This is a genomic window from Brevundimonas nasdae (assembly GCF_019395145.1).
Taxonomy (GTDB): domain Bacteria; phylum Pseudomonadota; class Alphaproteobacteria; order Caulobacterales; family Caulobacteraceae; genus Brevundimonas; species Brevundimonas nasdae.
In genome coordinates, this window is sequence record NZ_CP080034.1 from 2,740,591 (window position 1) to 2,752,432 (window position 11,842).

An 11,842-nucleotide genomic window follows, 5' to 3' on the forward strand; every position below is an offset into this window, starting at 1 on the left:
CATCAACACGTCTGCTGCATCATCGCCGCAGCCCCAAAGAACGCTGCGCAATAGCCCTTCAGTTCACCGCGAACCTGGCTTCCAAAACATCAACGGGAAACACCGAAGAACACCGGCAAACCCTAGGGTTCGAGCTCGATGTCCCAGTAGAGGTAGTCCAGCCAGCTTTGGTGCAGGTAGTGGGGCGGGAAGCGGCGGCCGGCTTCCTGAAGTTGCCAGGCGTTGGGGCGGTAGGGTTCGCGGCGGATCGGCATCAGGGCCTGGCGCGGGGTGCGGCCGCCCTTGCGCAGATTGCAGGGCCCGCAGGCGGCGACGATGTTCTCCCAGGTCGTGCGCCCGCCGTGCGAGCGGGGGATGACGTGGTCGAAGGTCAGCTCCACGGACTCGCCGCAGTACTGGCAGGCGAAGCCGTCGCGCAGGAAGACGTTGAACCGGGTGAAGGCCGGATGCCGGTCCTGATCGACATAGGATTTCAGCGCAATCACGCTGGGAAGCTGCATCTCCATCGACGGAGAACGCACCACCTTGTCGTATAGGGACACCACATCGACGCGGTCCTGATAGACCGCCTTGACCGCCTCCTCCCATGGCCAGAGGGACAGCGGATAATAGGACAGCGGCCTGAAATCAGCGTTCAGGACCAGGGCGGGAAACCCGGAGGGCGGTCGATGGAGAACCTGCATCAGGCCCTCCCGCGCGGACGGGGGGATATCGAGGCGACAGGAGTGAGGACACGTCTCCTTCCCTAGTCTTATGCGATCAGCCTACGCGTGATTCCCGCTCATCGCCATGACCAGAGTGCAGCGTTTTCGTGACGCGACCCCATAAAATGCAATCAGGCGCGGCTGGGGAAGGCCGGCAGGGTCCAGCCCCAGCGCAGGGCCGCCGCGCGCAGGGTGAAACCCGCCAGAGCCGCCGCGATGGCGCACGGCCACAGCGGAAGCTCGAACGCACGCAGGATCATATAGACGGTCGCCGCCAGGATCGCCGCCGTGACGTTGATCTCTCGCCGCAGCAGGATTGACGGCTGGCCGGCCAGGGTGTCGCGAACCACCCCGCCGAAACAGGCCGTCAGCGCCCCCATGACGATGCAGATCAGCGGCGGCGCATTGACCGCCTCGGCCTTGGCAGCGCCCAGCACCCCGTAAGCCGCCAGACCCGCCGCATCCAACCACAGCAGGGCGCGGAACCGCCAGTCCCTCTGGCCCAGCAGCCAGATGCCGACCGCCGCGATCAGGCAGACGGCGATATAGCGCCAGTCCTTCACCCAGAAGACCGGCAGGCCCAACAACAGGTCGCGCAGCGTCCCCCCGCCCACGCCGGTGATGGCGCCGAAGAAGGCGAAGGTGACCACGTCATGCTTTTCGCGCGCAGCCGCCAGGGCGCCCGTCGCGGCGAAGACGGCGACGCCTGCGAAATCAAGCGCGCTGAGCACAGTCTGGGGATCGCGCAGGGGCTCGGTCAGGACCGGGTCGATGGGCGTCACGGGTCGTCTCCTCAGAGCGCGATTTCGCCGCGCCTGACACCGCCATACCATCCCCAGAGCAGATGCGCCGCCACCGCGCGATGCGGACGCCAGATTTCCGCGCGGACATAGGCCTGTTTCTCGTTCGGGCGCGCCTCGACGCCGTCCGCCCACCGCATCGCCTCCTGCAGGGCGATGTCCGCGCCCGGAAAGACGTCCAACCGGTTTTCGCAGAACATCAGATAGGTTTCCGCTGTCCAGCGGCCGACGCCTTTGATCGCGGTCAGGGCGGCGATGGCATCTTCATCGGACAGGGCCGCCATATGGGTCAGGTCGATGCGCCCTTCGACCTGGGCCAGGGCGATCTCGCGGCCATAGCTGGCCTTGGGGCGCGACAGGCCCAGCGCCCTCAGGCCTTCGACGTCCAGCGCAAGCACGGCTTGCGGCGTCACCACGCCGCCCAGCCCCGCCACGGTCCGCGCCCAGATGGCGGCGGCGGAGGCCACCGAGACCTGCTGCTCCACGATCATGCGGAACAGGCCCTCATAGCCGCCGGGCCGGGCGCGCCATTCGAACACCGGCGTATGGGCATGGGCGCGCGCCAGGGTCGGATCGGCGGCGGCCAGAGCTTGCCGTGCGGCGGCGATCTGATCGGGGGTTGGAACCGGGTTCATGCCGCCTCATACGATCCGGCCGAGGGGGCGCATAGCGGGGGCTGCTGTCCGCGTCCGGAAACCGCTAGTCTCACGCCATGTTCGCCACGCGCTTCGCCCCCTCGCCCACAGGACGCATGCATAAGGGTCACGCCTTCTCGGCGCTGACAGCCTGGACGGCGGCCAAGGCGGCAGGCGGGCGGTTCGTGCTGCGGATCGAGGACATCGACCCGACCCGCTGCAAGCCCGAGTTCGAGACGGCGATTTCTGAGGATCTGGCTTGGCTGGGGCTGGAGTGGGAAATGCCCGTGCGGCGGCAATCGGATCATCTGGCCGACTATGCCGCCGTGATCGAGAGGCTGAGCCAACGCGGTCTGCTCTATCGCTGCTTCCGTACACGGAAGGAAATTCTCGAAGCCATCGGCGACGCCCCCCACGGCGCGATGGAGACGGCGCGGCCGGGACCGCACTCGCCGCAGGAAGAAGCCCGCCTGCTGGAGGAAGGCCGCGCCTTCGCCTGGCGTCTGTCGCTCGACCGCGCGCGCGCGGCCCTGGGCGAGGATCAGTGGAACAGCCTCAGCTTCATCGAAGAAGGCCAAGGCCCGAACGGTGAAACCGGCGTCGTCTCGGCTCGCCCCGGTGCGGCGGGCGACGTGGTCCTGGCCCGGAAAGACACGGGCGTCGCCTATCATCTGGCCGTCACCCACGACGACGCCTTGCAGGGGATCAGCCATGTCATCCGGGGTGTTGACCTGTTCGAGGCCACCCACGTCCAGCGGCTGATTCAGACCCTGATGGGCTGGCCCGCCCCGACCTATCGCCATCATCGGCTGATCACGGGGCCGGACGGGCGGCGTTACGCCAAGCGCGACCAGTCGGTGACGCTGGCTGAACTGCGGGCGGGCGGCCTGACGCCCCAGGCCCTGCGCGCGGAGTTGGGCTTCAGCTCCGGCGGCTGAAGATGCGCGAGGCGCCATATCCGGTCAGGGCCGCCAGGATGACGCACAGCACCCCGTACAGCCATGGGCGGCGATGGGCGAACTCATAGATGTCGCGCTCCAGCCCCACCTTCTCGACCGTCAGGGTCAGGTTGGAAACCGACTTCGGCTCGCCGTCCTGGAACAGCCAGACCTCGGCGTAGTATTTGCCGGTCGGGGCGACGGTGGGCAGTTTGACCTCGGCGCGGAACAGGCCGCGATCGACGAACTCCACCCCCTTGGGGTCGGTGTCATACAGTTGGGCCGCCTCTTTCAGCCGGATCACGGCGCGGCGCCATTCCAGATAATCCTCGCCCAGACGACTGACGACCACGTCGCGCACGCCGTAGCGGGTGACGGTCGAGGCCTCTTCCGGCGCGTCGATGCGCAGGTGGTCGACGCCCACGCCCAGACGCCGCAACTGGCCGAAGTCGGCGATGTCCGACAGGGGACGCGTCGAGGCCGTCATGTAGAATCCGGGCGCCCCCTGGAACAGGACCGGGCGGCTGTTCAGCCAGACGCCCATGTTGCGGGTCTTCTTGACCAGTCGAACCGGCGCATCCGGCCCGCGCACGACGACCACTACATCGGCGGGATCAGGCGTCGGGTTGAACACCGCGCCATACAGGACGATCGATGCGCCCCGGAAACTGGAATCGACATGAACCTGGGCGTCCGTCAGGGCGGCGGCGACGCGCAGGTCGTCCGTCGTGGCCTCTGACCGATCCGGGGGCGGGGCCGCGATGGCTGGCGGTGGCTGAGGAAGCGCCTGGAACATCAGTCGGCGATCCCCGGCGCCAGCAGGAAGATGTCGCTGGGCCGCACGAACAGCTCAAGCCCCATCTGGATGCCGACCAGCAGCACGATCAGGCCCAGCGCCGCCCGCAGCTCCTCGGCCCGGAACCGGCCCGCGAACCGCGCTCCGACCTGGGCGCCGATCACCCCGCCCAGCAGCAGGATGGTGGACAGGACGATGTCGACCGTCTGGTTGCGTCCCGCCTGAAGGATGGTGGTGATTGCCGTGGTGATGATGATCTGGAACAGGCTGGTGCCGACCACGGCCCCGGCCCGCATACGCAGGATATAGAGCATGGCGGGCACCAGGATGAAGCCGCCCCCCACCCCCATGATGGCCGACAGAACGCCCGCAAACACGCCCAGGCCGAACGGCGGCAGGGTGCTGATGTAGAGGCCCGACTTGGGAAACTTCATCTTGAACGGCAGGCCGTACAGCCACATCGGGCGGCGACGTTCCTTGCGCGGGGCGGGCGTGCCGCGACGACGGCGCAGGATCTCGGTCAGGCTCTCGTTCAGCATCAATGTGCCGATGGCGCCCAGGAAGACCAGATAGGACAGGGCCACCACCAGATCGGCCTGCCCCAGCAGGCGCAGATAGCGGAACAGCTCCACCCCCACGAGGGCCCCCATCGCCCCGCCGCCGGCCATGACCGCACCCATCTTGAAATCGACCGATCCCTGCCCGGCGTAGCGGATGACGCCCGAGGTCGAGGAGGCGACGACGTGGCTGGCCTGGCTGGCGACGGCGACGGTCGGGGGAATGCCCAGGAAAACCAGGATCGGGGCCATCAGGAAGCCGCCGCCAATGCCGAACAGACCGGACACGAATCCGACCACCGCCCCCAGGATCACCAGGGTCGGCCAGTTCACCGAAACCTCGGCGATCGGCAGATAGATATCCAAAGGACGCGCCTTCGGCTGGAGCGGACACAAGGGCGCCGGACGGCGACGTGGCGGTCTTAGCGGCCCGGGCGGCGTCAGGCCACCCGCAGCGCGCGAATGGTCAGCCCTGGGCCGCCGAAGCAGCCGATGGCGCAGCGGACGCGGCCTGGGCCTGATAGGCGTCGGCGGCGGCGCGGGCGGCGCGCTGGGCCGTGGCGCTGGCCGCAGGCGTCAGGCGCGTCAGGGCCTCCTGCGCGCCCGTGTCGCCAGCCCGCGCCGCGATCGTGTACCACTTCAGGGCCTCGGTCGTGTTGCGGGCGATGCCGTCGGCGCCGTTCTCATACAGACGGGCGACATTGAACTGGCTGTCCACCAGGCCATGCTCTGCCGCGTGCTGCAGCCAGATCAGGGCCTCCGGGCGGTTCTTCACCCCGCCCACGCCGTCGTACAACTGCATGGCGTAGAAATGCATGCCCTTGGCGTCGCCGCCCTCGGCGGCGCGGCGCGCCCACTGACGGCTCTCGATCAGATTGACGCCGACGCCGTTCTCGCCGGACTGATAAAGCGCCGCCAGATGCGCCTGGGCCGGACCATAGTTCTGGTTGGCTGCACGCTTCAGGGTGTCGATGCCGACGGCGTCGCCCGCCTGCAACTGCTGAACCGCCTTGGCGTAGTCGTCGGCGCCCGTGTTCGCCCCAGCCGTCAGGCGCGCGTCGCCCGACGTCATGGCCAGGGCGGCGATGGGCGCCGCCGCGTCGCTGTCGGCCTTTGCGCCGAAGTCCGGCATGGCGAAGTCAGGCAGGCCTGCGCCCCCGGTCAGGGCGCTGTAGCCGAACATGCCGCCGCCCGTCAGAGCGACTGCCGTGACAGAGGCCAGCAGGGTCTTGCGGACGGTCGAGCCTTCGCGGGCCGCCTGTTTGTCCAGACGTTCCTGAAGCTTGGATTTCCCACCGCGCGGCTTGAGGCCGAAGCCCTGACGCGCCGCCGGCTCGTCGGCCGAGGCCGCCATGGCGGCGCGGGCGGCGTCGATGGCGCCGCGCGTGCTGGCGCCACGCCCTGCCGCAGCCGCCGCACTCATGCTGGCCTGTAGTTGGCGCTGATCGACGAAGTCCGTCTCGCCGTCGAAATCGACATCCCCGGCGTCGAAACCGTCGAAGTCGTCACGCACGGGACGCGAAGCGCGGGGCGCGTCCGCCGGGCTGGAAATCGCCTCCAACACATCATCGACATCGGCGCCGCCGAAACCGCCGAACGGCTGGATGATGCGCTCGCTCGGGGTCGGTGCAGGCGCCGCATTGTGGGCCTGCAGTTCCAGCTCGTCTTCAAGATCGCGCGACGCCTCGAACCGGGGCGTGACGATGTCGGAGGCGGCGCCCGGGAAGGGTTCGGCGACCGCAGCCTCCGGCGTCACGGGATCGGCTGACCAGTCGTCGGCCTCAAAGGAGTCTTCAGGAAAGGCGGCGGCGCGCCAGTCGGCGGCGGGGGATGCCGACCGCACAGGCTCAGGCGCCGTGCGTTCAGCAACCGCGCGCGGCGTCTCGGCGACGAACAGTGAATCCAGGCTGTCCATCGGACGTTCCGGCGCGGGAGCAGCGGCGCGGGCCTCGATGGTTTCGCGCGCCTCCGCCAGCAGGCGCGCCGTGCGCTCCTCGCTCTGGCGCATCCGTTCGGCCAACTCGCCCGAAGCCCGGTCATAGCGCTGCTCGATCTTGTCCGAGCTTTCGACCAGGCGGCGGCCGATGTCTTCCAGCGCCTGCTGCGAGCGGCGCTCGGACTGGGCGATGCGGTCGCTGAGGCGATCCGAAATCCGGGTGATCTCGCCGCCCAGCTTCTCCAGCGCCAGGGCGTTGCGGTCGTCGGCCGCCGTCAGCCTCTGGTCGACGCGTTCGACATGGCGGGCGAAATTCTCTTCGACACGGGCCGTCACCGCGCGGGTCACGGCGTCGGCGCGGGCAGCCTCTCCGGTCTCCACGCCCTGCACGCGGGCGTTAAGGTTCTGGGCGATGCGCAGGACCTCGCGGCCCATGGCTTCGATGCCGTGCGCGCCCTTTTCCTCCGACAGCTTCAACTGGTCGCCGAAGGTCTGCACCGTGCGTTCGATCCGGTCGATGCGGGCGCCGGTTTCGGCTACGTCCAGCCGCTGCATCATTTCAGAGCGGTTGGCGTCGATCTGGCGCGACAGGCTCTCGGCCAGCTTCTCGAAACGAGCGGCGTCGCGGGCGCCTTCGGGTTCGATACGCCCCTCGGCGGCGCGCATCCGCTGGTCCAGTTCGGCGAACGAGCGCTCTAGCGTCTTCAAGGCCTCGGTCGTGCGGCTCTGCGCCTGGTCCAGACGCGCGCCGACCTGGGCCAGCAGGTCCGTGCCGACGCCGGGACCGGCGGCCTTCTCGACCGCTTCCATGCGCTGACGCAGATCAACGGCGCTCGCGCGCTGGCGCTCTTCGATGTCGTAAAGACGCCCGGTCAGCGAACCCAGCGCGGTCTCGACCTTGTTGAAGTTTTCCTGGGTGCTCGGCCCCGTATCCCGCTCGAAAGCGCGCAGACGGCGATGGCCCTCGCGCAACTCCTCGGCGATGTCGTCAAGGCGGCGGGTGTAGGTCTTGCCTTCTTCCTCCTGCCCGTCGAGGCGGCGCACCAGTCCCGACACGGCCTGATCCACGCCCTGGATCGCCAGGGTCGAGCGGCGTTCGGCCGCCTCAAGGCGCGCGGCGATGACGTCGATCGAGGCGCTGATGCGGTGCAGACTGTCTTCGCTGGTCGTGTCGTAGGCGTCGTCCAGGCGGCGCGAGCGTCCCCGGCGTTCATAGGTTTCGGCCATGTGCGGACGACGCGCCAACGGCACCACGCCGTCGTCCTCGTCCTCCATGATCATGGAGTTCAACCACTCGCCCAGGGTCATCCCGGAACGCCGCGCAAGATCCTTTGCGACCTCACGCGCCTTGGGGTCGATGCCCTTAACGCTCCACGGCGCTGCTGCGCTCACTGATTCGACTCCCGGCCCATAGTCGGAGGCTATACTCTCCATATCAGGGGTGTAAACTCATGGTTAACCCCAATATCTAGCAACGGTCGGTCAATCCTGTGGACAGCACGACGGATGCCTGATGCTTGTGGCTCCAGTATGGTTAACGCATGATGAAGCTTAACCATTCGGCAAGGGTTTGACTTGCCAAGACCTCGACCTTTCGCCACCTGCGCCTCATGACCCTGACAACCACCCTCATTCTTCTGGGCGCCGCCGTCGCCGTCATGGTTTTCTGCGGCTGGCGCGGCGCCCGCGCGCCCGATCCCTTCAAGGGGCCACGCATGATCCCGTGGCGCTTCCTGATGATCGGGGCGGCGGCGGCGGCCATGCTGCTGCTGATCCACCTGGCGACCCTGTTCGGCGCCGCCCGCGCGCCCTGGGTCTGAGGAACCCCTGGCGCTGCGAACAGTTGGTCCTGCACCCCAAAAGCAGGAGACGATCATGGCCGAGACGCTGACCCCCGCCGAGGCGGAGACGGAATTCTGGAAAAGCCTGAAGGAATCCAACACCGGCATGCTGGGATTGGACAGGCCCGGCTATCACCATCAGCCGATGACCGGATTTGGCGAGCCGGAGGTCGGCGCCATCTGGTTCTTCACCCGCACGGACACGGATTTCGCGCGTGACGTGGCCGCAGGCGGCCAGGGCGGCGGGGTGCTGGGCATGTTCTGCTATCAGGCCAAGGACCAGAAGGTTCAGGCCTGCTTCCACGGCGCCCTGTCCATTGACGCCGACCGCGCCCGCATCGACAAATACTGGAACCCCGTCGTCGCCGCCTGGTATCCAGAGGGCAAGGACGACCCCCACCTGACCCTGATCCGCTTCGACGCCGAACACGGCCGGGTCTGGGTGTCGAACAAGGGCGCTTTAGGCTTTGGCTATGAAGTGCTGAAGGCCAATCTGACCAAGACAACGCCAGACGCCGGCGGCGTCGCGGACGTGAACCTGTAGGGTCAGGACAGTCGCCGCAATTTCGCCGCCGAGAGACACCCTTCTTGCAATCTGGACTTGAGAGGGGTGTCTCGTGATCGCCATCGTCGTAGCCGCCGCCGGGCTGATCTGCACCCCGCCGCAGGGCACAGATCAACTGCTTGCACGCTCGGAACGGGTCATAATGGTGGGGGAAATCCACGGCACAGCCGAAGCGCCTCACGCTATTGGCGAAATCGCCTGTGCCGCGTCCGAGCAAGAACCGGTCGTGGTCGCACTGGAGCTAGAGGACACCCTTCAACCGATACTGGACGCCTTTATCGCGGCCCCAGATGCGGCCACCGCCTTTGCGACACTGGAAGGTTCAACGCTCCTTAATCGCGCAGTTCAGGACGGGCGCACCAGCGAAGGGCTGTTGGCGTTGTTGCACCGGGTGCGTGTTTTGAAAGGCTCGGGACGTGACATCGCCTTGCATGCTTTTCAGCCCTCCAGCATTGGGCGCGGAGACAGCCTGGATCAGGCTTGGTACGAGTTAAACATGGGCTATGTGCTGGGACAGGCTCGACAGAAGAGGCCAGACGCGCGGGTTATCGCCCTGGCCGGTAATATTCACGCGCAAAAGACGCCGTTCGCCCGTTATCCCGATATCGGACTGCCCGCCGCTGGTCATCTGCCTGCCCGTGAGACTCTGAGTTTCGAGATCGCCCAGCAGGGCGGCGCCTCATGGAGTTGCGAGGCGGATGAATGCGGCGTGAGCCCGTCTCTCGTAAGCTACGACGTGGACGCCCGCGGCATCATCTGGTCGCCCGCCGAAGACGGCGGGTTCGACGGCGTGCTGGCGCTAGGGCCATGGACAGCATCACCGCCGATAGAAGCCAAGACCCAAAACTAGCCCGCGAAACACCAGGCCAGCACGGCCTTCTGGGCGTGGATGCGGTTTTCGGCCTCGTCCCAGACCAGCGAGCGCAGCCCGTCGATCACTTCGTCGGTGACTTCCTCGCCGCGGTGGGCGGGCAGGCAGTGCAGGAAGACGGCGTCAGGGGCAGCCAGGGCCATCAGGGCTTCGTCGACGCCATAGGCCTCGAACGCCGCCAGACGCGCTTCATAATCCTGATCGCCCATCGACACCCAGGTGTCGGTGACCACCACATCAGCGCCGCGCACCGCCTCACGCGGGTCGCTGGTCAGGGAGACGGAGGCGCCGCCCTTCTCCAGATCGCGCAGATCGGGATGATATTCCGCGGGGCACGCGACGTTCAGGTGGAAGCCGAACTTGGGCGCGGCGTGTATGAAGCTGTGGCAGACGTTGTTGCCGTCGCCGACCCAGGCGATGGTCTTGCCTGCGATGGGGCCGATATGTTCCTCGATCGTCTGCAGATCCGCCAGGATCTGGCAGGGATGCGAACGGTCAGTCAGGCCATTGACCACCGGCACGGTCGAGACGCGGGCGAAGCGTTCGACGTCCTCGTGATTGTTGGCGCGGATCATCACCGCATCGACCATGCGCGACAGGACGCGGGCGGTGTCCTCGACCGGCTCGCCCCGGCCCAGCTGCATGTCGGAGGCGGTGGCGATGATCGAGGCGCCGCCCAGCTGGCGGATGGCGGCGTCGAAGCTGAAGCGGGTGCGGGTCGAGTTCTTCTCGAACACCATGGCCAGGACACGCTCCTTGCCCGGCGCGTCGGCGTCGGGACGGCCCTGCGGCCAGCCTTTTCGCGCGGCCTTGCGGGCGTGGGCGTCGTCCAGAATGGCGCGAAGCTCAGCGGCTTCGAGCCGGTGAATGTCCAGAAAGTGCCGAACCATCTCGATCTCCAGACCCTCTCCCGGCGGGAGAGGGAGGGGCCGCCGCAACCAACGGCGGAAGGGTGAGGAAAGATCGGGACCGGGCAGACGCCGGTCCCTGTGTCCTTGACGTCAGGCCGTCAGCTTCTCGCGAGCGGCCATGCAGGCGCCTTCAAGGCGGGTGATGGCCTCGCGCGCTTCGTCCAGCGTCAGGTTCAGCGGCGGCAGAAGGCGGATGCAGTTGTCGCCGCCGCCCGCGACCAGAAGCTGCTGGCTATCGCGCGCCAGGGCCATGAACTCGCGATTGTTCGGGACCAGCTTGACCCCGATCAGCAGGCCCTTGCCGCGCACGTCCACGATCACGTCAGGGAAACGTTCCTGCAGGCCCGCCAGCTGCTGTTTCAGATAGCCTGCGATCTCGGCGACATTGTTCAGGGTCTCGGCCGAGTTGATCAGCGACAGGGCCTTCTGGCCGACCGCCATGGCCAGCGGGTTGCCGCCGAAGGTCGAGCCGTGGACGCCCGCCGTCATGCCCGACGCCGCCTTGCTGGTCGCCAGGCAGGCGCCGATGGGGAAGCCGCCGCCCAGGGCCTTGGCCACCGCCATGATGTCCGGCGCCATATCAGCCCATTCATGGGCCCACAGCTTGCCGGTCCGGCCCATGCCGCACTGAACCTCGTCGAAGATGATCAGCACGCCGTTGGCGTCGGCCTGTTCGCGCATCCAGCGCAGTTCCTCGACCGGCGTCTCGCGGCAACCGCCCTCGCCCTGAACAGGCTCCAGGATCACGGCGGCCGTGGTCGGGTTTTCAAAGGCGGCCTTCAGCGCGTCCTTGTCGCCCCACTTCAGCTGGTGGAAACCCTGCATCGGCGGGCCGAAGCCCTCGGTGTAGCTGGGGTTGGCGGCGGCGTTGATCGCGCCATAGGTCCGGCCGTGGAACGAGCCGTCAAAGCCGTAGATGTCGATCCGCTCGGGCTGGCCGTTGGCCGAGTGATATTTGCGCGCCGTCTTCAGCGCACACTCCACCGCCTCGGTGCCCGAGTTGGTGAAGAAGACCACGTCGGCGAAGCTGCTTTCGCACAGGGCGTCGGCCAGGGCTTCCTGGCCCGGAATGCGGAAGATGTTGGACACGTGCCACAGCTTTTCGGCCTGATCCTTGACCGCCTGGACCAGTTCGGGGTGGGCGTGGCCCAGGCCGTTGGTCGAGATGCCGGCGACGCAATCGAGATACTCGGTCCCGTCGGTCGACCACAGGCGTGCGCCTCGGCCGCGTTCCACTTCCAGCGGCGCGCGATTGTAGACACCCATCAGATGGTTCGTGGACACGGGA

General features: G+C 67.4%; 12 protein-coding genes. 4 read left to right on the plus strand and 8 right to left on the minus strand.

What is annotated here, in order from left to right; translation table 11 throughout:
• Positions 1 to 122: 122 nt before the first annotated feature.
• From KWG56_RS13300 to KWG56_RS13310, 3 genes are all read right to left on the minus strand, one after another.
• Positions 123 to 683, minus strand: coding sequence for an HNH endonuclease (locus tag KWG56_RS13300; RefSeq protein ID WP_219355126.1), 561 nt, complete (start codon positions 681 to 683; stop codon positions 123 to 125).
• 152 nt (positions 684 to 835) lie between these two features.
• Entirely contained in the window at positions 836 to 1,486 is a 651-nt protein-coding gene (locus KWG56_RS13305; protein WP_373274059.1) for a trimeric intracellular cation channel family protein, read from the minus strand.
• 11 nt (positions 1,487 to 1,497) lie between these two features.
• Positions 1,498 to 2,139 (minus strand): DNA-3-methyladenine glycosylase family protein, encoded by a 642-nt coding sequence (locus KWG56_RS13310; protein WP_219355128.1) that lies wholly within the window; start codon positions 2,137 to 2,139, stop codon positions 1,498 to 1,500.
• Positions 2,140 to 2,216: 77 nt separating this feature from the next.
• Here KWG56_RS13310 and gluQRS point away from each other — a divergent pair, with 77 nt between their 5' ends.
• A complete protein-coding gene (gene gluQRS, locus KWG56_RS13315; protein WP_219355129.1) occupies positions 2,217 to 3,077 on the plus strand; it encodes a tRNA glutamyl-Q(34) synthetase GluQRS in 861 nt (286 codons plus the stop codon).
• Here gluQRS and KWG56_RS13320 read toward each other — a convergent pair.
• From KWG56_RS13320 to KWG56_RS13330, 3 genes are all read right to left on the minus strand, one after another.
• Entirely contained in the window at positions 3,061 to 3,873 is an 813-nt protein-coding gene (locus KWG56_RS13320) for a TIGR02186 family protein (protein ID WP_219355130.1), read from the minus strand. The genes gluQRS and KWG56_RS13320 overlap by 17 nt on opposite strands.
• A complete protein-coding gene (locus KWG56_RS13325) occupies positions 3,873 to 4,796 on the minus strand; it encodes a sulfite exporter TauE/SafE family protein (protein ID WP_219355131.1) in 924 nt (307 codons plus the stop codon). Before KWG56_RS13325 ends, KWG56_RS13320 begins: the two co-directional genes overlap by 1 nt.
• A gap of 100 nt (positions 4,797 to 4,896) precedes the next feature.
• Positions 4,897 to 7,758 carry a hypothetical protein gene (locus KWG56_RS13330; RefSeq protein ID WP_244999517.1) on the minus strand — a complete coding sequence of 954 codons (2,862 nt, stop codon included), beginning with the start codon at positions 7,756 to 7,758 and terminating at the stop codon, positions 4,897 to 4,899.
• A gap of 218 nt (positions 7,759 to 7,976) precedes the next feature.
• Between KWG56_RS13330 and KWG56_RS13335 the strand changes: the two genes are divergently transcribed.
• The 3 genes from KWG56_RS13335 to KWG56_RS13345 all read left to right on the plus strand — a co-directional run bounded on the left by KWG56_RS13335 (position 7,977) and on the right by KWG56_RS13345 (position 9,622).
• A complete protein-coding gene (locus KWG56_RS13335) occupies positions 7,977 to 8,186 on the plus strand; it encodes a hypothetical protein (protein ID WP_219355133.1) in 210 nt (69 codons plus the stop codon).
• Between the two features lie 55 nt (positions 8,187 to 8,241).
• Positions 8,242 to 8,751 carry a pyridoxamine 5'-phosphate oxidase family protein gene (locus tag KWG56_RS13340; protein WP_219355134.1) on the plus strand — a complete coding sequence of 170 codons (510 nt, stop codon included), beginning with the start codon at positions 8,242 to 8,244 and terminating at the stop codon, positions 8,749 to 8,751.
• 73 nt (positions 8,752 to 8,824) lie between these two features.
• The gene (locus tag KWG56_RS13345; protein ID WP_219355135.1) at positions 8,825 to 9,622 is read left to right on the plus strand and encodes a hypothetical protein; all 798 of its coding nucleotides are present in this window, start codon (positions 8,825 to 8,827) and stop codon (positions 9,620 to 9,622) included.
• Here the strand turns inward: KWG56_RS13345 and argF are convergent.
• Both argF and KWG56_RS13355 read right to left on the minus strand, forming a co-directional pair.
• Positions 9,619 to 10,539, minus strand: coding sequence for an ornithine carbamoyltransferase (gene argF, locus KWG56_RS13350; protein WP_219355309.1), 921 nt, complete (start codon positions 10,537 to 10,539; stop codon positions 9,619 to 9,621). The genes KWG56_RS13345 and argF overlap by 4 nt on opposite strands.
• Positions 10,540 to 10,644: 105 nt before the next feature.
• Complete coding sequence (locus tag KWG56_RS13355; RefSeq protein WP_280638384.1) at positions 10,645 to 11,838, minus strand: aspartate aminotransferase family protein; 1,194 nt, start codon at positions 11,836 to 11,838, stop codon at positions 10,645 to 10,647.
• Positions 11,839 to 11,842 lie beyond the last annotated feature (4 nt).